This window comes from Burkholderia sp. Bp9012 (genome assembly GCF_003853825.1).
Classification (GTDB): domain Bacteria; phylum Pseudomonadota; class Gammaproteobacteria; order Burkholderiales; family Burkholderiaceae; genus Burkholderia; species Burkholderia diffusa.
Genome location: NZ_QTQA01000003.1, coordinates 55,765 through 79,950 on the forward strand (window position 1 = coordinate 55,765; position 24,186 = coordinate 79,950).

Here is a 24,186-nt window from a genome sequence, read left to right on the forward strand (position 1 = left end):
AGTTGATGAAACCGTCTCACCACGTGAGACGTGTTGGTTACCGTCGCATCGCAAAAACGTTCGGCCAGCAAGCACCGGGCTGTCACAAGCGCCGATCCAACTCGCACCGCGCAGCCTGCGCACCGCTATGCCTCTGCATCGATCTCCGGCCCATGACGACCGCATGGACCGGAAATGTTATGTCACATCATGCCTAGATGGGCTGACCGAGATACCGGTACGTCTCCAGCAACAAGGCGGCCGACCGGTCCTTGTTGCCGATCGAATCCTCCTGTTCGTTCAGGCAGAGCTGCAGCGAAGCGTCGTAGATCCGCTTCACCCGCTCGAAGCGACGCTGGTCATAGCCGGCGAGCGCTTCCTCGGCCGACGCGCTGCCGGCGAGGCACTCCGTCAGCACCACGGCATCCTCAACCGCCATGCCCGCGCCGGAGGTCATTTGCGGTGTCGGCGCATGTGCGGCATCGCCCAGCAACACCACGCGCCCACGATGCCACGGCGTGGGCACCAGCGTGATGTCCAACGGACGGAAAATCACCTGGGACGATTCAGTGATCAGATCAAGCGCGTCGCGAATGGCCGGCGCGTCGAACTCGGCCAGCCGCTCACGGATGAGCACATGCGAATGTTCCGGCGCGATGCGTAGCGGTTCGCGGCTGCTTTCGAGGTAGAACATGTAGCAGCTCTCGCGTGAGGTCGGGAAAATCCCCAGGACCTTGCCGGTCAGCGTTCGATACAGACAGAAGCCGTCGGCCTGTTCAGGACGCGGAGCGTTGAAACGCCAGACGCTCTGGCCGGCGAACCGCGGCTCGTAGTCGGTGCCGAAGACCCGCTTGCGCAGCTCCGAATACACGCCGTCCGCCGCGACCACCAGGTCGTACGATGCCAGTCGGCCATCCGAGAACTGCACGTCGACGCGATCGCCGCGGTCCGTCAGATCCTGGACCGTCACGCCCTTTTCCAGCACCGCGCCGCTGTCCTCCGCTGCCGTCTCGAGGATACGTGCGAGCTCCGGCCTGCGAATCCCGCAGCTCGGTGGTGCGGGATGGACGTGCTGCAGTTGGCCCGACGCGTCGAACTCCCGAAAGACTGCGAACGCCATTCCGCTTTCGCGGCAGGCATCGGCAAGGCCAAGCGTCTCGAGCGCACGCATCGTGTTGTGGAGCAGACAGATGCCCGCCCCTGCCGTTGGCCTCTCCGGCTTGATGTCGATGCAGTGAACGTCGAAACCTTGCCTGGCCAGGGTAACGGCGGCCGTGGCGCCGCCAATTCCGGTGCCGACGATCAGCACACGTTTGACCTTCATTGTCTGTCTCCTTTCTCCACTCTGATGGCGGATAGGTTTTTTGGGCCACCAGTGAAACCGATGGACACCCCGGCTGATCCGGCGTGTCCCCCGACGATTGTAGGCTCGTACCGTGACGAAGCGTGCGCGCGCGAAGCCCGTTTTACATGAAAGGCGTGCGCCGCTGCGGCCACCAGGTTTCCTGCGGTTGTTGCGCGATGCGATTGCGCAATACACCCACGCCCTTCACGTCGAGCTCGATCACGTCGCCGGGTTTCACGCTGCGTCCGAGCTCGAGCGCCGAACCGTTGCCCATCGTGCCCGAACCGATCACGTCGCCCGGTTGCGCGTAGTCGCCGAGCGACACGTAAGCAATGAGCTCTTCCGGCGTCCAGAGCATTTCCGACGTGTCGCCCTCGCCCCAGGTCTCGCCATTCACGCGCACCGACATCCGGATGTTGTCGAGCCGCTCGAACTCGTCGATCGTGGTGATCCACGGGCCGATGCCGTACGCAAAGTCCTTGCTCTTCGTCGGCCCCATGCCGATTGCGAACTCGTTGCCCTGCAGATCCCGTGCGCTGAAGTCGTTGAAAATCGTCACGCCGAACAGATACGAACGGGCGACGTCAGGCGTGATGTTGTGTGCCTGCCGGCCTACGACCCAGCCGAGCTCCAGCTCATAATCCAGACGTTCGGAGCGCGCAGGCCAGGGCACCTCGGCTTCGTGCCCGATCACCGTCCACGGCGAGCCCTTGAAGTAACCCGGCACTTCGAGCAGGGCCGGCGTCGGACTGATGTTCATCCGCTCATGGAACTGGCGGATATGCTTCGTGAAAGTGAGCCCATCGCGCACCACGGACGGGTCGCAGGCCGCCCCCCACTGCAACCCGTCGATCGCGCGCGATGCGTCGTCGCCGTATTTCGCGGCTGCTTCGGTCGCGGTGTCGAGAAAACGTTGCCCGAGTGCGATGGCAGCCGACATGCTTTCCGGGAACACGACAGATGCGTAACGCAGCGCCGCGTCGCGGGTTGCCCCTTGCGCCTGCAGCCGCAACACCTCTGCCGCACGCAGATCGACGACGCGCCCCTGCTCCGGCTGCACCAGGCAGATGCGGTGAACCGGCCCGTCCAGACCTTCGACTACAAATCGCCCCAGCTTCATATGCCGTCTCCATGTGAAGAAATTGAGATGAGCCATAATGAAACTGAACGTATCGTTTTGTCAACAGCATAAAAGCTAGGGTATTTCCCGGCGAACTTTGAAGTCGATGACGTGAAACTTAGTATACGATTCGTATCGTTTATTAATCAGGCTTCACGCGACACTCGCGGAAGACCAGAGGCCGACCGTCGGCTCTTCAGAAACGGAGCCATGGCACGCGTTTCACGAACCACATGGCAGGTGAAGGCGGACGATGCATGTGCGTTGCGAAATCCGTCGACACCCTCGCGTCTGCCCCTTCGATCAGCCCGAGTCTCACCGCAACTCCGGAGCGTTCATGCGTCGCAAAGCAATCGCTTTACAGCACTCCTACCCGTGGCTCCTCGTGTTTGTCCTGTTCTGCACGAGCGTCGTGTCGTATCTCGACCGGAACATCATTTCCCTTTTCGTCGGGCCGATCCGGCACGAGATCGGGCTGTCGGACGTGCAGATCAGCCTGCTGCAAGGGGTAGCCTTCGCATTGTTCTATTCCGTGATGGGACTGCCGTTCGGCCGCCTGGTCGACCGTCACACGCGCAGGAACCTGATTGCGGCGGGCGTCTTGCTGTGGAGCGTCATGACGATCTGCTGCGGCCTGAGCACCGGCTTCTGGCAGCTCTTCTTCTCCCGGATGGGTGTCGGCATCGGCGAGGCCTGCCTGGGGCCTGCGGCGTTTTCGATGATCGCCGACTGTTTCGTGCCCAAGCAGCGCGGACGGGCCATCGCTACCTACAACATGTCCAATTACGTCGGCGTCGGCGCATCGCTGCTGTTCGGCGGTGCGATCATTTCGCTGCTCACGCGCTTCTCCGGCTTCGGCCTGCCCGGCGTTTCCGGCATGCCGACATGGCGGCTCGCCTTCATCGTGTCAGGCTTGCCCGGCATCCTGATGGCGTTCGTCGTTCTCGCACTGAAGGAACCGGTGCGCCGCGAAGTCAAGCAGACGGCCGATGGAAACCGCGAGACGCTCGGGTTGTGGTCGTATCTGTCGCGCCGCAAACGTGCGTTCACGTCCGTCTATACCGTCTATACGCTGACCGCGATGATCGGCTACATCATCGTGGCGTGGGCGCCGTCCTTTTATATCCGTCACCACCACATGCAGCCCGCCCACGTCGGCCTCACGATGGGCGCAATGACGATCGTCAGCGGCATCGCCGGATGTCTCTGCGGCGGGTATTTGACCGACGCACTTGCGTCGAGTCGGATTCGCGGCGGCCGCTTCAGGCTTCCGCTCGCCTGGTGGCCCATCGCGTTCGGATCGGTCATCGGCATGGTATGCGCTTCCACTCCGACACTGAGCCTCCTTTTCCTCGGCCTGCTCACCTTCGGCAGCGCGTTGTCCTTTTCAGGCGCGGCAGCCGTCATCCAGGACATCGTGCCGAATCAGCTCAGGGGTCAGGCCGCCGCGCTGAACTATATCTGGACAGGAATCATCGGCCTGTCCATGGGGCCTACGTCCGTTGCGCTCGTGACGCAATACGTTCTGAAAGACAACGCGTTGCTCGGCAGCTCGCTCGTGATCGTCATCGTTCCGCTCTCCGCGCTTGGCTTTCTCGCGTGCTGGTTCGGCCAGACTAGCTACCAGAATACCCGCGACGATCTGCTTGCATGGCTCGCGAGCGACTCACACCGTCTCGCCACGCCGGAACCGGCGCTGACCGGCAATGACATGGGCACAGGGAAGACTGTCGCCTAGCGCCATCGATTCCGATAACAAAGATTTCACGAAGAAGAAAACCAAAACGGAGCAGGAGACATGAGAACACCGCTAATGGTGCTCGCCGTCACGGTGACCGCACTTTCCCCCGGTATTGCCTCGGCGCAATCGAGCGTCACCCTGTATGGCACCCTGGCCACCGGCCTGGTGTATTCGCCCAATGTCAGAGGCGGCGCCTACGCGGGAGAACTCGATAACGACCATTGGAATTCCACCGTGGGCATGAAAGGCAAGGAAGATCTGGGCGGTGGACTTTCCGCGGTGTTCAACCTGCAGATGGCTATCCGGCCTTCCAATGGCGCCTTGTCCGGAGCGGGAGGCTGCACGCAGTTCTTCTGCAAGGCATACGTCGGACTGGTCGACGCGCGACTGGGCACCGTCACCGTCGGACGGCAGCATGATTACATGGCCGACTTGCTGCCCTATCAGGCGAACTACTACTCGACGACAATGGCCGCTCATCCTGGTGGCATCGATCGCTTCAATTTCCCGGGCGTGAATAACGCAATCAAATACCGAAGCGAGCTGGGGCCGTTGACGCTCGGCTTCATGTACGCGCTGCCGGATCACGCGGCAACGGGGCAGGCGTTCTCCGGCAGGACGCTCAGCGCACTGCTCGCCTGGTCGAAGAACGGGTTTGATGCGGCGCTCGCGTGGTCGAGCTTCTCCGATTACGCGCTGAAGCCATGGTCACCCACGAGCGGACTGGGACTGCCGGGCGGCACGTTCTGGGGCGTGAACGGGACGCCCGGGAGTACGGCGGTCGTTCCGCTGGCAAGACTCGACATGGCCGGCGCAGGCACTGGCTACACATGGGGACATGCCAGGTTTGCGATCGGCGCATTCGACGTTCACCTGAAGGGTCGCGATGGCCAGTCTGCATCGATGCCGATCGTGAATGCGAACGCGGGTTACTACGTGCGACCGGACATCGTGCTCGGTTTCGGCTACTGGCACGCGAATTTCCGCGCGGCGCAGACGCGCTACGACAACGTCAACGTCTCGGCCGACTACTTCCTCTCGAAGAGTACCGATGTGTTCATTTCGCCCGTCTACGAGCACACGTCAGGTCGGGGCCTCGCGCAACTGTTCCAGCTCGGTTCCGCATCGGGTGGCAACCAGTTCGCCGTCGACATCGGGATTCGTCACAACTTCTAGGTCGGCCCGGTAGGTCGTCCGGCCGCTTCCGTCATGGCCGGACAGGCGGGGCCGCCACCGCCGCGCCGCGAGCCGGTCGACGTGGCGCCCCCCCTTCGTTGCCCTCAACCGCGCACGTCGAATACGGCGAACGACGCGGTCGCATTGGCCACGCAGCGCACACGCGCCCCGTCATACAGGTCTGCCTCGAGGAACGCGATGCGGTTCCCGAGCCGCTTCACGCGCGCTTCGGCCGCGAACTTCCCGACATGCCCCGGCTCGAGCATGTTGACCGTGAGACTGACGGTTGCGCACGTGCGGCCGTGCGGGAGTTTCGAGAGCAGCGCAAGCGCCATTGCCAGATCCAGCATCGACGCCAGCGCGCCGCCGGAGACGACGCCGTTGCCCTGGACCGAGTCGGCGGGCGCCGTAAACCCGATCGACAGCGCGCCCTTGCTTCCTCCGAGCAAGGTCGCGCCGAGCCACTGCAATGCCGGATTCATCGCGAGCGCGACGTTGCCGACGCCGGCCGCAAGGGTTTGCTGGATGAACGCGCGGTCGAGATTGTCGGGCCGCACGTTGGCTTCCGCTTCGAGCGCGTCAGCCATGGCGCCGCTCCGTGCACACCTGACGCTGACGGCCGAGCCCTTCGATCTCCGCCTCCATGATGTCACCGTCGCGCAGGAAGCGGTTGTAGTGCGTGCCGTTTCCGGCGGGCGAACCCGTACAGATGATGTCACCCGGCAAGAGCCGCGCGTACCGCGAAATGTATTCGATCTGCCACTCGATACCGAACAGCATGTCGGCCGTCGTTTCGTCCTGCATGACCTGACCGGACACGGTCAGGCGCATCCTCAGCCGGTGCGGATCCGGCACGAACGCGCTCGGAACGAAGTACGGGCCGAGCGGAAGGAATCCCGGCTGGCCTTTCGAGCGCAACCAGTCGGTGCCGAGCATCTTGTAATCGGTCCGCGGGATGAGATCGCGTGCGGAGATGTCGTTGACGATGGTATAGCCCGCCACGTGCGCGAACGCATCCTCCCGCTTGATCCGATAGCCGCCGCGGCCGATCACGACGGCCAGCTCGAGCTCCCAGTCGGGCTGCGTCGTCGTGTCGGGCAACACCAGCGGATCGAATGCACCGGAGATCGCCGACACCGGCTTGGTGAACGCATAAGGCTCGCCGTGCGCGACCCGTTCGTCGAGCATGTGTTCCGCCCACTCCCGAAGCTGCGCGTCATCCAGGCCGTCGGGGCCTACCTTCGCGTCGACGGTCAGATCGACCACATGCTTGCGATAGTTGGCGCCGGTGCAGAACACCTGACGCGGCAGGTCGATCGCCGGATGCGTACGCAAGTCGGTCAACCGGTGCCATTGCGCTTCCGGCGCCGCGACCTGGCTCGCGAGACGCTCCAGCGCCGGGCGGCTCCGATCCCAGTTCTCGAGCAGCCCGAGCACCGTGGATGTCCCCGCCAGCATGGTGTCGCCATGTCGTGCCGCAAGTTCGGCAAGCGGCGTCACGCGCTCGTCGAGGACGAAACCGACGAACCGCGCGCCATCGCCTGCAGAAAATGTTCCGAGTGAATACGGCGTCATGCCATGTCTCCGATATGTTTTCGAACCAGCGAATCGTCGACGATTGCCGAATAGTCGCTGTCAGCGCCCGCCAGGCCCAGCGCCCGGCGATGCGCAACGAGAAGCGCCACCCCGTCCGGCGCCGGCAGAAGCGACCGGGGGGACAGCGCGATCATTCCGTCGGCCGCGGCCGCCTGCAGCGATGCCGCGACCACCGCTTCCCGGGCCAGCTTCGGCTGGTCGCGAACCGTCTGCCGCGCTCTTTCAAGATCCGCCAGCCACGCACCCACGCACGCTTGCGCGCTGCCGGTGCGCATGACGATTCCCTGCCCCGGAAAATGCGGCCAGATCTCCTGGACGCTCGCCACCCTGACGAATCCGGCCTTGATCGCCATCGCATCGAACGGCGGGCCGAGCAGCGTGGCGACACCCTGCCGCGCCAGCAGCGCTTCCAGACGTTCCTGAACACCACCCGCGGTCACGAGGCGATAGGCATCGCCGTCGAGTCCCGCCTCGGCGAGCATCGCCCGCAACGCCGTGACAAAGCCGTTGTCGGGTGCGTCGATGAGAATGTCCGCGCCGCGAAGCGCGCCCACGCTCGACCGGCCGGCCCGCGCCACCAGCGTCAGCGGCGTGGTTCGCTCGATCTGGGCGACGACGCGGAAATCCGCCGGCCCGGCACGCCGGTTCCATCCGATGACGTTGTCCATCGCGGTGACGACGGCATCGACCTCGCCGGCCACCAGTGCGTCGTGCTGCTCGTCCGACGAGCGGTTGCGCACCGCTTGCGTCGTCACCGCGGCGCGCGGATCCCGGCCCGCGACCATGGCCAGCAGCGGCGGCACGAACCACATCACCCGGATCGATTGTGTCTCCATCACGTCGTTTCCTCATGGTTGGCCACCATCAATTACAGAACGCATCGTTCCGTTTTGTCAAGAAATGTTTTCGAGATACAAATTCTTTGACCTGTCATTTCCCTATTGACACTAAAACCCCAACGGTTAACGATACGAAACGCATCGACTCGTTAATGGAGAAAAAATGGACACGACGGTAGACAGGGACAGCGCGCAGCCCGTGGAAGGAAACGGTTATCGGCCCGTGCGTCGACTCATCACGGACACCAATGCCGACGGGAAGTCGTACTTTGTATCGGATGGGCCGGCCCCGAACAGGACGGCGCGCGCAGGCCTGCCGGTCGCGCATGTCCTGTGGGCGACAGGGGAAGCCCGCGCGCCCGGTGCAGAGCCCGCGCCGGCAGGCCACGCATTCGAGTTCCATTCGCGCGGAGGATCGCTGCTGCGGATCGTCGACTTCCCACCCGACGAAACCTACGACGAGGCGACGCTACAGCAATTTCTCGACGCCAACGGCGTGCGGGACAAAAGCAATCCCCGGCATTTCTGGTTCCACAAAACCGAATCGCTCGACTACGCGTTCGTCCTGGAGGGGGAAATCTGGGCCCTGCTCGACGATGGCGAGAAACTCATGCGCGCAGGCGACGTGCTGATCCAGCGCGCAACCAACCATAGCTGGGCAAACCGGTCGGGCAAGCCGTGCCGCATGGCATTCGTGCTGCTCGACCTCGTTGACGGAGAGCCGCTGTGAGCAAGGCAATCATTACGTGCGCCGTGACGGGCGGCGCCCATACGCCGTCGATGTCTGAGTTTCTGCCCGTTACGCCGGAGCAGATCGCGGCCGAGTCGATCGCGGCGGTCGAGGCCGGCGCCGCCATCGTTCATCTTCATGCGCGCAATCCCGACGATGGCCGCCCCAGCGGCGATCCGGAGATCTTCAGGCGTTTCGTGAACCCGATCAAATCGGCGACCGACGCGATCATCAACATCTCGACGGGCGGCGGCGGTCCGCACATGTCGATCGAGGATCGCGCGGCGGCAGGCCGGGCCCTGAAGCCCGAAATGTGCTCGCTCAACATGGGGTCCATCAATCTGGTGCTGGCCGAGATGGCCGAGCGAAAGCGGGACTGGAAGCATGACTGGGAGGTGCCGTTCCTGAAGGGCACACGCGGGCTGATCTTCCGCAATACCTACGACGACATCGAATGGATCCTGGAAAACGTCGGCCGGCTCGGCGGCACGCGCTTCGAATTCGAATGCTACGACGTCAGCCACCTGTACACGCTCCAGTATTTCCTAGAAAAGGGACTCGTGAAGCCGCCGCTGTTCGTGCAGACCGTGTTCGGGCTGCGCGGCGCGATGGGCGCGCACGTCGAGGATCTGCTCCACCAGAAGCGAACGGCCGACCGGCTGTTCGGCAGCGACTATCACTGGTCGGTGCTCGCGGCCGGCAAACACCAGATGCCGCTTGCGACGATGTCGAGCCTGATGGGCGGCAACGTGCGCGTCGGCCTGGAGGACAGCCTTTACATCGGCCGCGGTGAGCTCGCGCAGAGCAATGCGGACCAGGTCCGCAAAATTCGTCGGATTCTCGAGGAACTGGGCATCGAGATCGCGTCTCCCGACGAAGCGCGCCGGATTCTCGACCTGAAAGGCGCCGATCAGGTGAACTTCTAGGCAGGCTCCGCCGCGCACGCCCGGCACCCGCCGGTGCGAAACGGCTGCCGCACGTCAACGTGCGGCAGCCATCCTGACCTGAGGCGCTCCGCGCCTGGCGACCTCCAGTTCCGCGACGTTCGGGATGTCTGCACCGAGAAGCGCATAGGTGTAGTCGATGTGTTCCTGCGCGAACCGGTCATCCAGCGCGCCGACGCCTGTCATCAATCGCATATAGACTGGCGCGTACAGCAGTTCGGCCAGCATCTCCACGTTCTCCGGCGCACGGATGCGCTCGGCAACGCGCCACTCTTCCAGCATTTCTCGAACAAGCGCGCGTCGGCCGTAATGGAACCGTTCACGAAAGACCCTGAGTACGGCGGGATCGGCCTGCCCTTCGGCGATGATCTGCGCAACGATCCGCCCTGACCACCCCGCATATTCGTGGATCAGCGACACCAGGTGCGTCGCGATCGCCTTGCCGGGAGGCAGGTTGCGCGGCATCGGCGTCTTGACAATGTGGTGCTCCATGAAGGCATCGATCACCACGAGCGCCTTGGCGTCCCACCAGCGGTAGATCGTCGCCTTGCCGACGCCCGCCTCTCTCGCGATGGCCTCGATCGAAAGCGATTGGACCGTGCGGGTCTCGAGCAGGCGAGCGGTTGCCGCAAGAATCTGCATGCGCGTGCCTTCACTGCGGGGTCGGCCGACCCCTCGCGGAAGCACCACCGCGGCGGCGCCCTGGATATCTGTTTTCATCGGCTAGGAAATTGAATGGTGAACGGCGAGCGTCACGCCACGTCGCGAGGCTATCCGACAATGGGTCGCATAGCCGGTAACGCAAATTGTAATACGCGTCGCATCCAAATTATGGCAATCGTTTCCGGCACGGTTCCCGACCCGGTCGACCAACACGAGGACCTGGAAAGCGGTGATTTTTTAGCGTCTCCGACTCAGATTTCAGCAATCATCGTCGTCAAGGCGCGCCGCGGGTTTGACCCAATATCGTCGAGCGACATCACGGTTACCATATCATAAACGAGACAATCCGTTTCGTATATAAACTAAGGGCACCGCCCCACCGGAGACATGATGAGCAGATCCATTGACGGGTTGAAAAGCCGGATATCGCTTGTGCTGGGCCACTGCGCCGGCATGATCGATGTCGTTGCGTTGCCGGTGTGGGTGGGGATCGTCCTAATCCGACATGACGGGCTCGATCCGCAACGGGCCGGCGCACTCGCCACCGCCTTCCTCGGCGCAGTGGTTGCAAGCAGCCTGTCGATCGCACCGCGAATCGACCGCGTCCGCGGCACGATCGCCGTGCCCGCCGGCTTCGCCGTCGCAGCGGCTGCATTCTTCGCGATGGCGCTGACGCAGGACTATGCGACGCTTCTCGCGCTGCATGTCGTCGGCGGTCTTGCGGTCGGCTGCGGCCTGTCGCTCACCCATTCCGCGATTGGCGCGAGCCCCAATCCGCATCGCCTGATCGCGACCGGCTTCACCGTGCTCAGCCTGCTGTCGCTGGGGTTCCTCGGCGCGGTGCCGCACGCGATCGCGGCGTTCGGGGGGCAGGTGGCGTTCGTCGTTCTCGGCGCCATCATGCTCACGGCCGCGCTTGCCGCGCTCGCGGGTTTTCCGGAGCGCCGGGCGGCGGCCTCGCCCGACGGCGCGCCGCGCGAGCTTCCGAAGCTGTCCCGACACGTATGGTTTGCGATGGTGGGGACCAGCCTGCTCACCGTCAGTCACTCGATGATGCTGAGCTTCCTCGAGCCGATCGGTCTCGCGCACGGCTTCGGCACCGGTCAGGTCATGAACGTGCTGCTCGGCATCGGCCTCGTGAACATGTTGCCTGGGGTGCTCGCCGCGCTGCTCGAGCGCAAGGTGTCGAGCCGCGCCGTGATGATTGCCGGCCCGGTTCTCCAGGCGGTCCTGGGCTTCACGCTCGCCCGGTCGACCTTGTTCGGTGCTTACGCGTTTGCGGGCGTAATTTTCCCGACCGTGATGATCTTCACGCATACGTTCATCTTCGCGTTCCTTGCGCGCAACGACCCGTCGACGAGAGCCGTCGCCGCCACCCCCGTCATGGCCATGACGGGATCGGCCATCGGCCCGATTCTCGGCGGCACCGTGGCGGACCATTTCGGATACGGCAGCATCGGGTGGACCATCGTCGTCGCTGCCGGCATCAGCACCTTCTGCTTCTGGCAAGCGAGCCGCCGAGCCGAACCTGCGCTCGCTCCCGCGACCGCGTCACCGCGGTAACAGAATCCGGTGGGTTCGGCCCGAAGGAACTCACCGCGCCGTGATTTTCGCGAGCGCCGATCTGCCAACGGATGTGAATCCGTGCCACCTCTTTCTGACGACACGTTTCGCACGATGAGGGAAAGACAATGACAAGACCCACCGAAGCAGTGATTTCAGCCGCTCGGGCTAGCGCCGGCAACATGGCCGACCGCGATACCCCATTCGTGTTCGATGAGTGGTACGTGGCGGCACGATCTTCCGAAATCGGCAGGGCGCTGCTGCCCCGCACTCTGTTGGGCAAGCAGGTCGTCCTTTACCGGACGCTGGAAGGACAGATCGTCGCACTCGACGACCGTTGCGTCCATCGCTCGTATCCGCTGTCCGCAGGGACCCTCGATGACAATACGGTCATCTGCGGATACCACGGCTTTCGCTACGACGCGAAGGGTGACCTCGTTGAGGTTCCATCACAGGAACGCTGCCCTCGCGGGCTTGGCGTACATCGCTATCCGGTGCGGGAAATCGGCCCGCTGGTCTGGATCTACATGGACCCGGCCGCCGAGCCGCAAACCGAGCCGCCGAGCGAGGCATCGCTCGATCTTTCCCGATGGGCACTGTCGGACGGCTATCTGCGCCTGAACGGCAACTATGTGAGCCTGCACGAGAATCTCCTCGATCTGACACACCTCACCTACGTACATGCGAAGAGCTTCGGGACGCCGGACTACGCTAAGGCGCCGTTCGAGGTGTCTGTCGACGAAGGCCGCTACGCGGTCAAACGACATGTCGTTCCGACGACATTACCGCCGGTATGGGCAGAACCGACCGGCATCTCGAGTCCTACAGCGGCGCGCATCGCAACTTCAACATTCGTATCGCCCGGTCTGCATGAGGTGCAGGTGACGTTCTACGAAAGCACCCAGCCTGCCGCCGAGCGGACGCTTTACACGATCAAGACGCTCCATCTGCCCACGCCGGAAAACCACGAGTCGACACACTACTTCATCGTCCACTGTCGTGATTTTGGGCTCGACGATGCAGCAATGACGCAACTTATGCATGAGCGGCTCCTCACTGCATTCAGCGAGGACGTGCAGGCGCTCGAGCTGCTCGAGGACACGCTTCGCAATGCCGACGATCTGTTCTTCGAGATCTCGGTTGCCAGCGACCGTGCGTCGGTCGAAATGCGCAAATACCTGAAGCGCCGAGGACAAGCGGCGGCCGCGGGTTCAAACGGCCGCCCTCGCCCACTTCAGCAGTCTCGATAAGCCACCGGGAAAAATCGTCCGGAGCGCATGCATGAACCCGTGAGACGCGAAGCCACCGGCCTTGCGTTCGCGGCCCTTCCTGCGAATCGACGGCTCCGGTCACAATCATGCGCGACTCGTCGACGCGCTTTTTCTTACCGTCAACGCGTGCCGACCGGCGCTCTTTTTGCCGCAGGCTTTTGCTTTTTCTGACGCGTGCCGGGATTGAGCGTTTCCGGCACTTCGACGCCCAGCAACGTGTAGACATAGCTGATGTGCTCGCGCGCGAAATGCTCGTCGAGCGGGCCGTTGCCAACCAGCAGACGCATATAGACCGGCGCATACAACAACTCGGCGAGGGTCTCGATATTGGGCGGCGCCGGAATGTGCGACGAACTGCGCCATGCCTCGAGCATTTCCCTCACGAGCGCTCGCCGCCCATAGTGGAACCGCTCCCGGAATTCGCGCAGCACGGCAGGATCGGCCTGCCCTTCGGCGATGATCTGCGCGACGATCCGGCCGGACCATCCAGAATACTCGCGAATCAGCGACATCAGATGCGCGGCGATCGCTTCACCGGGCGGCAGATCATGCGGCATCGGCGTCTTGACGATGTGATGCTCCATGAACGCATCGATCACGACTAGCGCCTTCGAGTCCCACCAGCGGTAGATGGTCGCCTTTCCGACACCAGCCTCCCTGGCGATCGCTTCAATGGAAATCGACTGAATGGTATTGTTCTGGAGCAGACGGACCGTCGCCGCGAGAATCTGCGTGCGGGTTTCCTCGCTGCGTGGCCTGCCCACACCGCGCTCGACGGCTGGTGCGGGAACGGAAAGCTGGATAGTGGTCTTCATTGGCGTCCCGTGTTGACGTGTGCCGCGAACGGTATCGCTCAATTATAAGACAGCTCGTACCTTAATTCGCACCCGTGACGAAAACCGGTCGTAATGGAATGGGGCGACCGTCGCTCGGCGACGGCCGCCCCGTTTCTTGCCCGGATGGTCAATTCCTAGCGCACAATCGACGCCGACGCCAAGCCGGCACCGCACGCGTCACTCAAAGCCCACCCAGCGCCACGTACTTGATCTCGAGGTAGTCGTCGACTCCATACTTCGACCCCTCGCGCCCCAGTCCGGACGCCTTGACACCGCCGAACGGCGCCACTTCGGTCGAAATCAGCCCTTCATTAACACCCACCATGCCGAATTCGAGCTGATCGACCACGCGGAAAATCCGGCCCACATCGCGCGCGAACACGTACGATGCCAGGCCGAACGGCGTGTCGTTGGCAAGCGCTATCGCTTCCTCTTCGGTTTCGAAACGGAACAGCGGCGCGATCGGACCGAAGGTCTCGTCACGGAAGATCAACGCGTTCGTCGGAACGTCGGCCAGCACGGTAGGCTCGAAGAAGAATCCGCCCAGCGCGTGACGCTTGCCGCCCGCCAGCACGCGGGCTCCCTTCGACAGCGCATCGCCGATATGCTCTTCGACCTTCCGGACGGCATCCTCATTGATCAGCGGCCCCTGGACCACGCCCGCCTCCATGCCGTTGCCAACCTTCAGTTCCGCGGACGCGGCGGCGAGCTTCGTGGCGAACGCATCGTACACGCCGGCTTGCACGAGGATCCGGTTCGCCGCGACACAGGCCTGACCGGCATTGCGATACTTCGCGGCAAGGGCCCCCTTCACTGCGGCGTTAAGGTCGGCATCGTCGAAAACGATCAGCGGCGCATTGCCGCCGAGTTCCATGCTCGTCTTCTTGATGGTCGGCGCGCATTGCGCCAGCAGTTGCGCTCCGACCTCGGTCGAGCCCGTAAACGAGACCTTCCGGACCACCGGGTTCGACGTCAGCTCGCCGCCGATCGCACGAGCCGAGCCGGTAACGACATTGCACACGCCCGGCGGCAAGCCGGCGCGCTCCGCCAGCACGGCCAGTGCCAGCGCGGAAAGCGGCGTCTGGCTGGCCGGCTTGATCACGCCAGCGCAGCCGACGGCCCAGCCGGGCCCCGCCTTGCGCGTAATCATGGCAGACGGGAAATTCCACGGCGTGATCGCCGCAAAAACGCCGATCGGCGCCTTCTGGGCGAGGATCCGCCGACCATCGACGTTCTGCGGGATGATGTCGCCGTAGACGCGCTTCGCTTCTTCCGAGAACCACTCGATGAAGCCCGCGGCGTACAGGATCTCACCGCGCGACTCGACCAGCGGCTTGCCCTGCTCGGCTGTCATGATGAGCGCCAGGTCGTCGACGTTGGCCAGCATCAGGTCATACAAGGTACGCAACACCTTCGCGCGATCCTTCGCGAGCGTCTTGCGCCAGCCCTGCATCGCCCGTTCGGCCGCGGCAATGGCTCGACGCGTCTCGGCCGAGCCGCCATTGGGAACGTACGCGACCAGTTCGCCAGTCGCAGGATTGCGCACCTCCAGGGTCTGACCGCTGTCGGCCTGCACCCATTCGCCATCGATCAGCATCGCCTGGCGCAGCAGGCCGGCGTCTTTCAGCGGAAGCTTGACAGGTTCGTTCATGAAGCCTCCTTCAGACAGGGTTGCGGCCGACGAAGAAAGCTTCGTCCGGATCGCTCGTCGGGTTCAGGCCAGCCACTTCCTGGCCCTTGCGAAGGGATGCCATGTCCCGCTGGTAGATGCGCTGTGTCGGGTGCGGCAACGGCCCGCCGTTGTATCCTTGCAGCCACCCTTGGTATTTCCACGCCATACGGTTGAGCAAGCCATTCGGCGCCATCGGCAGGCCGGCGAACGCCTTACGCGCGGGATCGATCTTGTACCAGAGTTGGGTGGCCTCGTCGAATTCCCCCGCCTGGATAAGCTTGAAGATCTTCGGCATGACGGGTCCGTAATAGGCCGTGTAGTTCGTGCCGCAGAAAGGGATGTCCATCACCTGGGCAAGCGGCACGAACTCGTGCTCGAGCGGCGAGGAGATCACCACCTCTTTGTGGAACTCGCGATGTACCTCGATGGCGGACATGAAGTTCGGATACCCGCCTTCGGCCTTGATCGCGACAACGTTGGGGATTTCGTCCACCATACGGCGCAGCACGGGCACCGGGATGTCGGCCGGATGCAGACGCGAGAAGCCCCATGCAGGCAGCGGAAAAATGATCACGCCGAGGTTGGTTGCCTCACAGATCTTCCGCGTGTATTCGAAGACTTCGTCGTACGATTTCGGATAGAAGTACGGAGGGTAGCCAAGCAAGACCAGATCGGCGCCCGCCGCCTCGACACGACGAATTGCCTCGATGTTGTCCTCGAGCGTATTGAATACCGCATGATGGACGACCACTAGCCGGCCTGACGCCTGGTCGGCCATGATGTCGCAGAACTCGCCGTACTGTTCCAACGTGATGGCGACCTCCGAACACGACAGCGAGCCGACAAATCCGTGCTGGATGGCCAGCTCGACATCGTGGCGTACAGCCTTTTCGTTGATGCGCTTGAAGTCGGACGTCATCGTCGGGAGGGTCACGTTGGCAACGCCAACGAGATGCTCACGCGCCCATTCACGTGCTTCCTTTTTGGTGTAGCGGGCCATGCAGTGCTCCTTGTAGTCTGCGGGGATGTTCTGTGTCGCGTCCAGGCGCACGCCTAGCGCTTGGTTTCGAATTCGATCGGCAACGTCGTGGCGAGTCCGGCCTCGATCGCCTTGTCGAGGATCAGCCCGGCAACCACGATATCCTGCAAGCCGCCTCCGACCGATTTGTACATTCGGGTCCGCGCATCTTTCAGACGGTCGTCGAGCGCGCCCGCGAGCAGATCCGCGAGGCTGAACGACTTGTCGTGAAACGCGATGGCCGCCTTGTGCGCGGCGAGCATGTCGCCGGTCTCCTCCAGCACTTCTTCCAGCATGTCGCACACGATGATGTCGCTACGAGCAACCACCGACACATCAATCTCGCGCTGTTCGGGAATCGTCGAGCCAATGGAGACGACGGTCGCACCAGGTTGCAGCCAGTCGCCGAACAGGATCGGCTGCTCATCCCGCGAGCGGGCCGCGGCCAGCACGAGATCGGCCACTTCGACCGCTTCCTGCGCGGATGCCACGCCCCGCGCCGGCACGCCCAGGTCGCGCGTCACGGCTTGCGCGAAGGCCGCCCGTCGTTCGGGCGTCGGGCTGAAAACGACGACCTCGGTCAGGTTCCGCACCGCGGCAATCGCGCGGGTGTGCATCGACGCTTCGAGGCCACTGCCGAGTACGGCCAGACGTGCGGCTTTCGCAGGCGCAAGCCGGTCGAGCGCCGCAGCGGAAGTGGCTGCCGTGCGAAAACCCGTGACGAGGTTGCCGTCGACGAACGCCGCGATGCGGCTTGTTTCCTGGTCGAACAGCACGATCACGTATTCGACACCGGGCGAAGCGGAACCCATCGCCATCCCCATGACCTTGGCCCCGTAGTAGCGACTCCCCACGGGAACGGCCGGCAGCGTGCGCAGCCACGTCTTACCGGCGACTGCGACCGTCCGCGGCGGCGTGCTCCGTGGCGGAATGGATTGGGCATAGGCCGCCTGAAGGGCATGGATCGCGTCCTTCCAGACGAAAACGGAGCGGGCGGCCTCGCTGGACACGAACACGGGTGCAAACGAAGAAATAGTCATATGCAGAACCGGAAGTTAGCTTGAAGGGCTCGGCCAGCCGCGCGGCAGATGATCGATGCGCGACAGGCTCGAGAGCGATTGAGGGGTACCGGGCCGCGGAGTCGCTACATTTCATGGGAGCGTCCGGCGGCACGTGGATCACGGCTCCCGTGTAATTTCAGTCGCGATCTTCAGTCGCACGTTGTCCGACAGCGCGTGCGGTATCGCGTCCATGCCGTAAGCGCTGCGACTGATGTTCGCCGTCGCTTCGAATCCGACCACGGGATGACGCGTCCACGGATTCACCGCGCGAGCGATTAGCGTCGCGTCGAACAAGGCCGGCAGCGTGATGCCACGAATCGTGAGGTCGCCGTCGATCGCATACTGGCGGCCGTCGAGCAGTCGCACCGAACGGGAGACGAAGACGATCTTCGGATGTGCGTGAACGTGCAGCCAGTCAGTACCGCGCAAGTGCTCGTCGCGCAGGTCGAAAGCCGTGTCGATGGACGCTGCATCGATTTCGAACGACACCCGCGATGCCTCGATGCACTCGTCGTCAAACGCCAGTTGCGCATCGAAGCGCCTGAATGTCCCCGGCGTACGCGTGAGCCCGAGATGGCGAACCGAGAAGCCGATGTGGGTATGCGCGGCCTCGAATGACCATGCCGGGCGCGCCACCGAGTCCGACTCGTCGACGGCGGCGTTGCGCAGCAACGGCAGCAGGAAGTTCAACATGCGGCGTCTCCAACCCAGTCTCACCGGGCTATTCATAGCTATTCATCTTGACGCCATGCTAACCCCGAGAAAGCATCAATGCAACGATTATGACGCATCATTTTCAAAATTGATTCGCCATTTCCACGTATACCCTGAGGGTCAATAGCGGCCCGCACGCCATTCAGGCATAATGAGTCGTCGATTGATGCGTTCAATCACGCACCAATCCGCTGACATGGACCTCGCTCCACCGCCTGCCGATTCTTAGGAACGGGGCAGCGGACCATGCATGAGTCAATCGCCATCACCGGACCAAAGAGCCTTCCCGCACGGGAGGCCGAGAATATGTCTGTACAAACAAATCTGATCGATGATGATGTGCTGCGGCTGCGCGAGTACATCGAGGGCCACGTCGCCACGAGCGGCGACCTGCGTCTGCCGCCGGAACCGAAGCTCAGCGAGGCATTGGGCGTTTCGCGCGGAAGGCTGCGCACGGTGCTGAAAAGGCTCGAGGACGAAGGCGTCATTTGGCGGCACGTCGGCAAGGGCACCTTCATCGGCCCCAAACAGGTCGCGCCAGACGACGAAACCTGGTCCTCGTCCATCAGCGTCGACGACATCATGGATGCGCGGCTTGTGCTCGAGCCCCAGCTCGCCGCGCAGGCGGCCGTGCATGCGACGGCAACCGACGTCGCGGCGATGACGCAGTGCCTCGCCGACATGACGGAAACCGCGCCGTTCATGCCCTGGAAACGGCTGGACGAGCACCTGCATCGGCTTATCGCGCAATCGACGCACAACGCGCTGCTGCTGATGCTGTACGACACGATGCGAGTTCAGGTGCGCCTCAATCTGGATGCACGCATGGAAGAGGTGTTCTCTTCGCAAACGGGCCCGCGGCACGATACCGACGACGAACACCGACAGCTCGTCGATGCGATCCGCACGCACAATCCGACGCGCGCGGAGCAATTGATGCGAGAACATCTTCGCTCAGTGAGAACCCGGTTGTTCGGCTTGCGCTAGTACGCGCTTCGAGTGGCGGCGTAACTTGCCCCACCGCGACGGAAATCGTTCCGCAGGGATGACACACTTCCCGGAGCCGGCACGTCTCGCGCGTTCATCGCAAGAACCCAGTGCCGGCCCGCAGATTCCGGTGGCGCCAGCACGATCCCACGCGGGAGCCACCTTGCACGCGGCTCGTTACGCCGTCGTCTCGCTCTTTTGCGCGGCGGCCGCGCGCTCTTCTTCGAGTCGCTGGTTCACGGCCCAGCGGAACTGCGACAGCGCCGCATCGATGCCGAAGGGCATCATCTTGAAGCCGGGGTCGAGCGCGAGATTGCGGTGCTGCGCACTTACCATTTCCCGATCCTCATCAAATGCATCCACTACCGACTGGTGGATCGAGCGCGTCACTTCCGGCTGGTCGAGCGAGAAATTGTGGGGATGCGCGAAGAAGTAGTGTGTCGAGCCCTCCGTCTCCGGCGTCAGAGCCTGGCAACCGTGGAATTCCGCCGCGTCCACGCGGGTTCCCTGCGGCGCGCCGGTCCCCACGGGCGCCATGCCCGAATCCATGCGCAGGATCGCGGGAATCGTAAAGTCATAGATGTTCCAACGATCGACCTTGCCCGGCCAGTCACGAACGGCTTTCACGAACGGCGGCGGCTCGGTGTTCAGGGTCCATCGCGTAATGCGCACGCCATCCTTGATCCGCTCCACTTTCGGCCGCACCGTGGCGTAGTCTTCTCCGCCGCCCAGCGTCGTGGGATGGACGTAGGGTAGATGCGAAAAGTCCAGCAGGTTGTCGCAGATCAACAGGTAGTTGACGTCATAGTGGATGTAGCCGGGCAGCGATCGCCACTGCGGATCGTCGACCCAGTGGGTATCGGGAATTGTCGACGGATCGGCGAGTTCGGGCTCCCCCATCCAGATCCAGATCCAGCGGTGCTGCTCCACCACCGGGAACTGCCTCACCTTCGCGTGCGGCGGGATTCGCTCCTGTGCCGGCGCCTCGATACATGTGCCCTCACTGTCGAATTTCAGTCCGTGATACATGCACCGCACACAGTCGCCCTCGCGTCGGCCGAGCGACAGCGGCGCGCCACGGTGACAGCAGCGGTCCGCGAGCGCGATCACCTCGCCGGACTCCTTCCGGTAGAGCATCACCGGCGTGTTGATGATCGTACGGGAAAACAGCTTGTCTTCTTCCACCTCGTGTGACCAGGCGGCCACGTACCATGTATTGCGGATGAACATCGATTGTCTCCTGTTTGTTGTAGGACATGCTTTTGCACGTCGCTCCATAACGATAGAATCGAATCCGCAATGCAGCAATCTAATGGGATTAATTCGACCTATGCATGCCGCGCATATACGTGATCTCGATCTGAATCTGCTGGTGCTGTTCGATGCGATGCTTCGCGAACGAAGTGTCACGCGCGCAGCGGCAGAAGTCGGCCTGTCCCAGGGCGCCATGAGCCATGCGCTCAATCGTCTCAGGACGTTTTTCGAGGATCCGTTGTTCGTCAAAACTCCTGCAGGCATGGAGCCAACGCAAAAGGCCACGGAACTGGGCACGACGATCACAGAGGTGATGACGGCATTGAGGGAGCGGGTTATTTCGCAGGCAAGCTTCGATCCCGCGACGGCTCGACGCATGTTCGTGATATGCATGACAGACATGGGGGAACTCGTCTTCCTACCGCCGCTCGTGCGGCGCCTGCGGGAAGTCGCGCCCTACTGTTCGGTGCGCTCGGTGCAGGTACCGCTGGAGGACATCGAGGCCACGCTGGCCGCGGGCGACGCCGATCTCGCGCTGGGTTCTGTGCATGCCGCGCCTGACGGTCTGTACCAGCAGCAACTGTTTCTGCACACATTCGTCACGATGGTCAGCGTGCACAACAAGGCCATTGGCAAAACGATCAGCCGCGCACAGTTCGAGCGGGCACCGCAAATCGTCGTTTCACTGACGGGTCGCGCGAGCGCCGCCTACGATAGTTCATTCGAGGAATATGGAATCAAGCGGAACGTCTTTCTGACCACACCGCACTTTCTGGTCGTGCCGCACCTGATCAACTCGCAGCCGGACCTGATCGCGACAGTACCGCTGGAACTCGCGAACGTCTTTGCGAAGCTCGGTACGGTGCGTATCGTCCCACCACCCGTGCCGTTGCCGCCATTCGCACTACGCCAGCATTGGCACCCGCGTTTCCATGACGATTCAGCCAACATGTGGCTACGTCGCCTCATCAAGCAGACGTTCGACCGCTATCCGGATATCGACGGCGACTCATGATGCGAGGGCATCGCGTATGTCGAAGGCCGGCCCCGGTATGACGCTGGACCGGCCATTCGCCGCTGCAATCAGAACATGTGCATGATGCCGACGGTGGCCCCCGTCGTCGTGCCGACCGGCGCAAAGAGCGACGTCGCTCCCGCACCCGGCGAAAGACCCAGATTCGCCTTGCCGTGATTGTTGACGAAGCCGACCTGCGCATACACGCCGGTGCGCTTCGACAAGAAATAGGTCGCGCCCGCCGCACTCATCAGCGAGTGACTGGACGAATCGTTGCGATCGCTTACGTACCAGACGCCGACATTGAGATCCAGTTGCGGCAAAGCGAAGTAATCGACACCGCCACCGTACACGTTGTTAGTCGCCCCGCCCTGGACCTTGAAGCTCTCGAACGATGCCTTTGCGGTGACCGGGCCGAACTTGTACGCCGCGCCGATCAGCCGTCCGACATAAGGGACATTGCCGGCTGGAACCGTGATGACCGACCCGCCCGCATTGCTGTCGAAAAAGGCCGAATCAATGGTCAGCCCACCCCACTCGTACTTCAGACGTGCCGAATACTGGCGGCCCGACTGGAAATCGCCGGCCACGCCACCGAACGAGTACATCACACTGCCCTGGAAGCCGGACACCACCGGGCTCGTATACGAAATCGCATTCGAGCTGAACGAACCCGTCACGCTGACGTTGTTGGAATAGATGGCCAGGATGCTGCCGAATTCCGAAAACACCCGCGGGTCGAGCGCCCAAGCGGCCAGGAAAAACGGCGAAAACTGCAGGCCTGCCTTCACCTCGCCAAAGCCGCCCTTGAGTCCGACATACGCCTCGCGGCCGAACAGGTTCCCGTTTCCGTTGTTAAGGCCGCCATTGGACAATCCGATCCCGCTCTCGAGCTTAAATATCGCATGAAGCCCGCCGCCCAGGTCCTCGGTGCCGGTCAGGCCGAAGATCGCAGGAGCAATCCCTCCGTTCTGAAAACCGATGAACTTCCCTGCATTTCCCCCGGTCGCCAGGTTCATCGTTTTACTGAGATAGAGGACGCCGGTATCCGCAATTCCGTACAGCGTGACGCTGCTTTGCGCATGGGCCGATACCGCAAAAAGAAGGCTCGACGCTACTGCGGTCGTCGCCCTGAAAACGCACCTCCGGTACATGACTGTCTCCTTGATTTATTCTCTAAACAAAAAACACTTCGTATTACGAAGTACTTGTAGCAGCACTTACGACTGTCAGACATCAAATTGAAACGAGATGCCGTGTTCTTCTCGAGCGCTCGCCCCCACTTCGGTCAGCACGCTCCCCGGCACCGCAGTTGCTTTTCAGCGCAAGCCGAGACCTTCCTCCATCATCGATCTGGCAACCCACATATCGATACGACAAGGATCATAATATGCCTATGATCGCCGCCGAACAATCGCGTTTTCCCTGCTTAAAATCCCGGTATCTCCGGAGAAAACGCACATTTTATATACGACTCGAATCGTATTTAATTTAAACAGCGACCCTAACTAAACCGCGATAGCTCCGTTGCAGAACGCACGCGAGCCGCGACGCGGATCTCCACGCACGCCGCTGACGCCGTGCGCCGGCATCCCGCAATGAATCACTGGTACCGATGACCGTGCCGCTCCGCACGCTCTTGCCCGAAAGGATGGCGGCCGGCCAAACGGGTCGGTAAAAGTCATCCTCGCCCGGTTGGTGATGTGCGGGCACCAAAGACTTATACCGCCCGCAAGATGCGTGCGTGGTGAAGGATGTGATCTTCCATGAAGCTCTGGACGAAGAAAAATCCATGGTCGTAACCTTCATGGCGACGCAATGCAAGCGGCTGATGTGCGGCTTCGCACGCGCGTTCGAACACGTCAGGGTTCAGTTGTTGCGCGAGAAACTGGTCTGCCAGCCCCTGATCGATCAGGATGCCTTCACGGAACCTGTGCCGCGCGTTGCCCACGAGCTCGCTCGCGTCGTATTGTTTCCAAGTGTCCCGATCGGCACCAAGATAGCCGCTGAACGCCTTCTCGCCCCACGGACAGCGGGTCGGCGCCGCAATCGGTGCGAACGCCGACACGGACCGATAGATCTCCGGATTGCGCAGCGCCAGCACCAATGCGCCATGACCTCCCATCGAATGGCCGAAGATGCCAAGGCGTGCGCCGTCGATGGGCAACGCGCCGATCGCCGTCTCGCGCAACTCGTCCCGCACGTACGAATACATCCTGTAGTGCTTCGACCACGGATCCCGAGTCGCGTCGACGTAGAAGCTCGCGCTAGCGCCAAAGTCCCATGATGCCGACTCGCCCGGCACGCCCGCACCGCGCGGGCTTGTATCGGGCGCGATGAGCGCGACGCCGTGTTGCGCCGCGTAGCGCTGCGCGCCGCCCTTGATCGGCAACGTCTCTTCGGTACAGGTCAACCCGGCCAGAAAGAACAGCGCAGGCACCTTCCTGTCTGCCGCCTCCTTCGGCAGGAAAACCGAGAAGCGCATTGGCAGACCGATGGCCTCCGATTGATGTCTGTAGATGCATTGCGTGCCGCCGTGCGAACCGTGCGACTCGATCAATTCGAGCATTGCGCTTTCCTTTAATGGAGGACGACCGGGCGAATCGATTCGCCATTCTTGGAATCGGCTGTGCCCGGGTCGAGTCAGCCCCGATGCGCGCGC

23 protein-coding genes are annotated in these 24,186 nt (G+C 62.7%); 9 read left to right on the forward strand and 14 right to left on the reverse strand.

Going from position 1 to position 24,186, the window contains the following annotated elements; all coding sequences use genetic code 11:
• Positions 1–193 precede the first annotated feature (193 nt).
• Together DIE11_RS04450 and DIE11_RS04455 are read right to left on the reverse strand one after the other, a co-directional pair.
• Entirely contained in the window at positions 194–1,303 is a 1,110-nt protein-coding gene (locus tag DIE11_RS04450) for an FAD-dependent oxidoreductase (RefSeq protein WP_124621774.1), read from the reverse strand.
• A 142-nt stretch (positions 1,304–1,445) separates the two neighbouring features.
• Positions 1,446–2,444, reverse strand: coding sequence for a fumarylacetoacetate hydrolase family protein (locus tag DIE11_RS04455; protein ID WP_260437076.1), 999 nt, complete (start codon positions 2,442–2,444; stop codon positions 1,446–1,448).
• 337 nt (positions 2,445–2,781) lie between these two features.
• Here DIE11_RS04455 and DIE11_RS04460 point away from each other — a divergent pair, with 337 nt between their 5' ends.
• Together DIE11_RS04460 and DIE11_RS04465 are read left to right on the forward strand one after the other, a co-directional pair.
• Positions 2,782–4,182, forward strand: coding sequence for an MFS transporter (locus tag DIE11_RS04460; protein ID WP_260437077.1), 1,401 nt, complete (start codon positions 2,782–2,784; stop codon positions 4,180–4,182).
• A 75-nt stretch (positions 4,183–4,257) separates the two neighbouring features.
• The gene (locus DIE11_RS04465) at positions 4,258–5,361 is read left to right on the forward strand and encodes a porin (RefSeq protein ID WP_124621776.1); all 1,104 of its coding nucleotides are present in this window, start codon (positions 4,258–4,260) and stop codon (positions 5,359–5,361) included.
• Positions 5,362–5,465: 104 nt separating this feature from the next.
• On the opposite strand, the gene DIE11_RS04470 is transcribed toward DIE11_RS04465, so the two are convergent.
• From DIE11_RS04470 to DIE11_RS04480, 3 genes are read right to left on the reverse strand one after another with little or no spacing between them, the layout of a single operon-like run.
• On the reverse strand, positions 5,466–5,948 hold the full coding sequence (locus DIE11_RS04470; RefSeq protein ID WP_124621778.1) for a PaaI family thioesterase: 483 nt from the start codon (positions 5,946–5,948) through the stop codon (positions 5,466–5,468).
• Positions 5,941–6,936 (reverse strand): fumarylacetoacetate hydrolase family protein, encoded by a 996-nt coding sequence (locus DIE11_RS04475; protein WP_124621780.1) that lies wholly within the window; start codon positions 6,934–6,936, stop codon positions 5,941–5,943. Before DIE11_RS04475 ends, DIE11_RS04470 begins: the two co-directional genes overlap by 8 nt.
• The gene (locus DIE11_RS04480; RefSeq protein ID WP_124621782.1) at positions 6,933–7,793 is read right to left on the reverse strand and encodes an ABC transporter substrate-binding protein; all 861 of its coding nucleotides are present in this window, start codon (positions 7,791–7,793) and stop codon (positions 6,933–6,935) included. Before DIE11_RS04480 ends, DIE11_RS04475 begins: the two co-directional genes overlap by 4 nt.
• A gap of 166 nt (positions 7,794–7,959) precedes the next feature.
• Here DIE11_RS04480 and DIE11_RS04485 point away from each other — a divergent pair, with 166 nt between their 5' ends.
• Positions 7,960–8,526 carry a cupin domain-containing protein gene (locus DIE11_RS04485; RefSeq protein WP_124621784.1) on the forward strand — a complete coding sequence of 189 codons (567 nt, stop codon included), beginning with the start codon at positions 7,960–7,962 and terminating at the stop codon, positions 8,524–8,526.
• On the forward strand, positions 8,523–9,452 hold the full coding sequence (locus tag DIE11_RS04490) for a 3-keto-5-aminohexanoate cleavage protein (RefSeq protein WP_124621785.1): 930 nt from the start codon (positions 8,523–8,525) through the stop codon (positions 9,450–9,452). Before DIE11_RS04485 ends, DIE11_RS04490 begins: the two co-directional genes overlap by 4 nt.
• Before the next feature lie 54 nt (positions 9,453–9,506).
• Here the strand turns inward: DIE11_RS04490 and DIE11_RS04495 are convergent, their stop codons facing one another.
• Complete coding sequence (locus tag DIE11_RS04495) at positions 9,507–10,190, reverse strand: TetR/AcrR family transcriptional regulator (RefSeq protein ID WP_260437078.1); 684 nt, start codon at positions 10,188–10,190, stop codon at positions 9,507–9,509.
• A 15-nt stretch (positions 10,191–10,205) separates the two neighbouring features.
• Here DIE11_RS04495 and DIE11_RS04500 point away from each other — a divergent pair, with 15 nt between their 5' ends.
• The 3 genes from DIE11_RS04500 (at position 10,206) to DIE11_RS04510 (ending at position 12,946) form a co-directional block, all read left to right on the forward strand.
• On the forward strand, positions 10,206–10,469 hold the full coding sequence (locus tag DIE11_RS04500) for a hypothetical protein (protein ID WP_124621787.1): 264 nt from the start codon (positions 10,206–10,208) through the stop codon (positions 10,467–10,469).
• A 51-nt stretch (positions 10,470–10,520) separates the two neighbouring features.
• Positions 10,521–11,696: an MFS transporter gene (locus DIE11_RS04505; protein ID WP_260437079.1), complete on the forward strand. Its 1,176-nt coding sequence runs from the start codon at positions 10,521–10,523 to the stop codon at positions 11,694–11,696.
• A 128-nt stretch (positions 11,697–11,824) separates the two neighbouring features.
• On the forward strand, positions 11,825–12,946 hold the full coding sequence (locus tag DIE11_RS04510) for an aromatic ring-hydroxylating dioxygenase subunit alpha (RefSeq protein WP_185633712.1): 1,122 nt from the start codon (positions 11,825–11,827) through the stop codon (positions 12,944–12,946).
• Between the two features lie 140 nt (positions 12,947–13,086).
• On the opposite strand, the gene DIE11_RS04515 is transcribed toward DIE11_RS04510, so the two are convergent.
• From DIE11_RS04515 to DIE11_RS04535, 5 genes are all read right to left on the reverse strand, one after another.
• Positions 13,087–13,782 (reverse strand): TetR/AcrR family transcriptional regulator, encoded by a 696-nt coding sequence (locus DIE11_RS04515; protein WP_124621789.1) that lies wholly within the window; start codon positions 13,780–13,782, stop codon positions 13,087–13,089.
• Positions 13,783–13,984: 202 nt separating this feature from the next.
• Positions 13,985–15,454: an NAD-dependent succinate-semialdehyde dehydrogenase gene (locus DIE11_RS04520; protein WP_124621791.1), complete on the reverse strand. Its 1,470-nt coding sequence runs from the start codon at positions 15,452–15,454 to the stop codon at positions 13,985–13,987.
• A gap of 10 nt (positions 15,455–15,464) precedes the next feature.
• Complete coding sequence (locus DIE11_RS04525; protein WP_124621793.1) at positions 15,465–16,475, reverse strand: dihydrodipicolinate synthase family protein; 1,011 nt, start codon at positions 16,473–16,475, stop codon at positions 15,465–15,467.
• A gap of 53 nt (positions 16,476–16,528) precedes the next feature.
• Positions 16,529–17,533, reverse strand: coding sequence for an ornithine cyclodeaminase family protein (locus DIE11_RS04530; protein ID WP_124621795.1), 1,005 nt, complete (start codon positions 17,531–17,533; stop codon positions 16,529–16,531).
• Positions 17,534–17,671: 138 nt separating this feature from the next.
• Positions 17,672–18,247 carry a YceI family protein gene (locus DIE11_RS04535; protein WP_124621797.1) on the reverse strand — a complete coding sequence of 192 codons (576 nt, stop codon included), beginning with the start codon at positions 18,245–18,247 and terminating at the stop codon, positions 17,672–17,674.
• Between the two features lie 267 nt (positions 18,248–18,514).
• Between DIE11_RS04535 and DIE11_RS04540 the strand changes: the two genes are divergently transcribed.
• Positions 18,515–19,255 (forward strand): FadR/GntR family transcriptional regulator, encoded by a 741-nt coding sequence (locus DIE11_RS04540; RefSeq protein WP_260437080.1) that lies wholly within the window; start codon positions 18,515–18,517, stop codon positions 19,253–19,255.
• 177 nt (positions 19,256–19,432) lie between these two features.
• Here the strand turns inward: DIE11_RS04540 and DIE11_RS04545 are convergent, their stop codons facing one another.
• Positions 19,433–20,485, reverse strand: coding sequence for an aromatic ring-hydroxylating dioxygenase subunit alpha (locus DIE11_RS04545; protein ID WP_124621799.1), 1,053 nt, complete (start codon positions 20,483–20,485; stop codon positions 19,433–19,435).
• A gap of 100 nt (positions 20,486–20,585) precedes the next feature.
• Between DIE11_RS04545 and DIE11_RS04550 the strand changes: the two genes are divergently transcribed.
• The gene (locus tag DIE11_RS04550) at positions 20,586–21,524 is read left to right on the forward strand and encodes a LysR family transcriptional regulator (RefSeq protein ID WP_185633713.1); all 939 of its coding nucleotides are present in this window, start codon (positions 20,586–20,588) and stop codon (positions 21,522–21,524) included.
• 68 nt (positions 21,525–21,592) lie between these two features.
• Here the strand turns inward: DIE11_RS04550 and DIE11_RS04555 are convergent, their stop codons facing one another.
• Positions 21,593–22,678: a porin gene (locus tag DIE11_RS04555; RefSeq protein WP_124621801.1), complete on the reverse strand. Its 1,086-nt coding sequence runs from the start codon at positions 22,676–22,678 to the stop codon at positions 21,593–21,595.
• Positions 22,679–23,244: 566 nt separating this feature from the next.
• Complete coding sequence (fghA, locus tag DIE11_RS04560; RefSeq protein WP_124621803.1) at positions 23,245–24,093, reverse strand: S-formylglutathione hydrolase; 849 nt, start codon at positions 24,091–24,093, stop codon at positions 23,245–23,247.
• Between the last annotated feature and the right edge of the window lie 93 nt (positions 24,094–24,186).

Bases quoted from the DNA above. Each gene is read 5' to 3' on its own strand.
- DIE11_RS04460 (WP_260437077.1), top strand. From the start codon at position 2,782: ATGCGTCGCAAAGCAATCGCTTTACAGCACTCCTACCCGTGGCTCCTC.
- DIE11_RS04545 (WP_124621799.1), bottom strand. From the start codon at position 20,485: ATGTTCATCCGCAATACATGGTACGTGGCCGCCTGGTCACACGAGGTG.
- DIE11_RS04525 (WP_124621793.1), bottom strand. From the start codon at position 16,475: ATGGCCCGCTACACCAAAAAGGAAGCACGTGAATGGGCGCGTGAGCAT.
- DIE11_RS04555 (WP_124621801.1), bottom strand. From the start codon at position 22,678: ATGTACCGGAGGTGCGTTTTCAGGGCGACGACCGCAGTAGCGTCGAGC.
- DIE11_RS04485 (WP_124621784.1), top strand. From the start codon at position 7,960: ATGGACACGACGGTAGACAGGGACAGCGCGCAGCCCGTGGAAGGAAAC.
- DIE11_RS04530 (WP_124621795.1), bottom strand. From the start codon at position 17,533: ATGACTATTTCTTCGTTTGCACCCGTGTTCGTGTCCAGCGAGGCCGCC.
- DIE11_RS04515 (WP_124621789.1), bottom strand. From the start codon at position 13,782: ATGAAGACCACTATCCAGCTTTCCGTTCCCGCACCAGCCGTCGAGCGC.
- DIE11_RS04505 (WP_260437079.1), top strand. From the start codon at position 10,521: ATGATGAGCAGATCCATTGACGGGTTGAAAAGCCGGATATCGCTTGTG.
- DIE11_RS04535 (WP_124621797.1), bottom strand. From the start codon at position 18,247: ATGTTGAACTTCCTGCTGCCGTTGCTGCGCAACGCCGCCGTCGACGAG.
- DIE11_RS04470 (WP_124621778.1), bottom strand. From the start codon at position 5,948: ATGGCTGACGCGCTCGAAGCGGAAGCCAACGTGCGGCCCGACAATCTC.
- DIE11_RS04465 (WP_124621776.1), top strand. From the start codon at position 4,258: ATGGTGCTCGCCGTCACGGTGACCGCACTTTCCCCCGGTATTGCCTCG.
- DIE11_RS04480 (WP_124621782.1), bottom strand. From the start codon at position 7,793: ATGGAGACACAATCGATCCGGGTGATGTGGTTCGTGCCGCCGCTGCTG.
- DIE11_RS04510 (WP_185633712.1), top strand. From the start codon at position 11,825: ATGACAAGACCCACCGAAGCAGTGATTTCAGCCGCTCGGGCTAGCGCC.
- DIE11_RS04495 (WP_260437078.1), bottom strand. From the start codon at position 10,190: ATGAAAACAGATATCCAGGGCGCCGCCGCGGTGGTGCTTCCGCGAGGG.
- DIE11_RS04550 (WP_185633713.1), top strand. From the start codon at position 20,586: ATGCATGCCGCGCATATACGTGATCTCGATCTGAATCTGCTGGTGCTG.
- DIE11_RS04520 (WP_124621791.1), bottom strand. From the start codon at position 15,454: ATGAACGAACCTGTCAAGCTTCCGCTGAAAGACGCCGGCCTGCTGCGC.
- DIE11_RS04540 (WP_260437080.1), top strand. From the start codon at position 18,515: ATGCATGAGTCAATCGCCATCACCGGACCAAAGAGCCTTCCCGCACGG.
- fghA (WP_124621803.1), bottom strand. From the start codon at position 24,093: ATGCTCGAATTGATCGAGTCGCACGGTTCGCACGGCGGCACGCAATGC.
- DIE11_RS04450 (WP_124621774.1), bottom strand. From the start codon at position 1,303: ATGAAGGTCAAACGTGTGCTGATCGTCGGCACCGGAATTGGCGGCGCC.
- DIE11_RS04455 (WP_260437076.1), bottom strand. From the start codon at position 2,444: ATGAAGCTGGGGCGATTTGTAGTCGAAGGTCTGGACGGGCCGGTTCAC.
- DIE11_RS04475 (WP_124621780.1), bottom strand. From the start codon at position 6,936: ATGACGCCGTATTCACTCGGAACATTTTCTGCAGGCGATGGCGCGCGG.
- DIE11_RS04500 (WP_124621787.1), top strand. From the start codon at position 10,206: ATGGTGAACGGCGAGCGTCACGCCACGTCGCGAGGCTATCCGACAATG.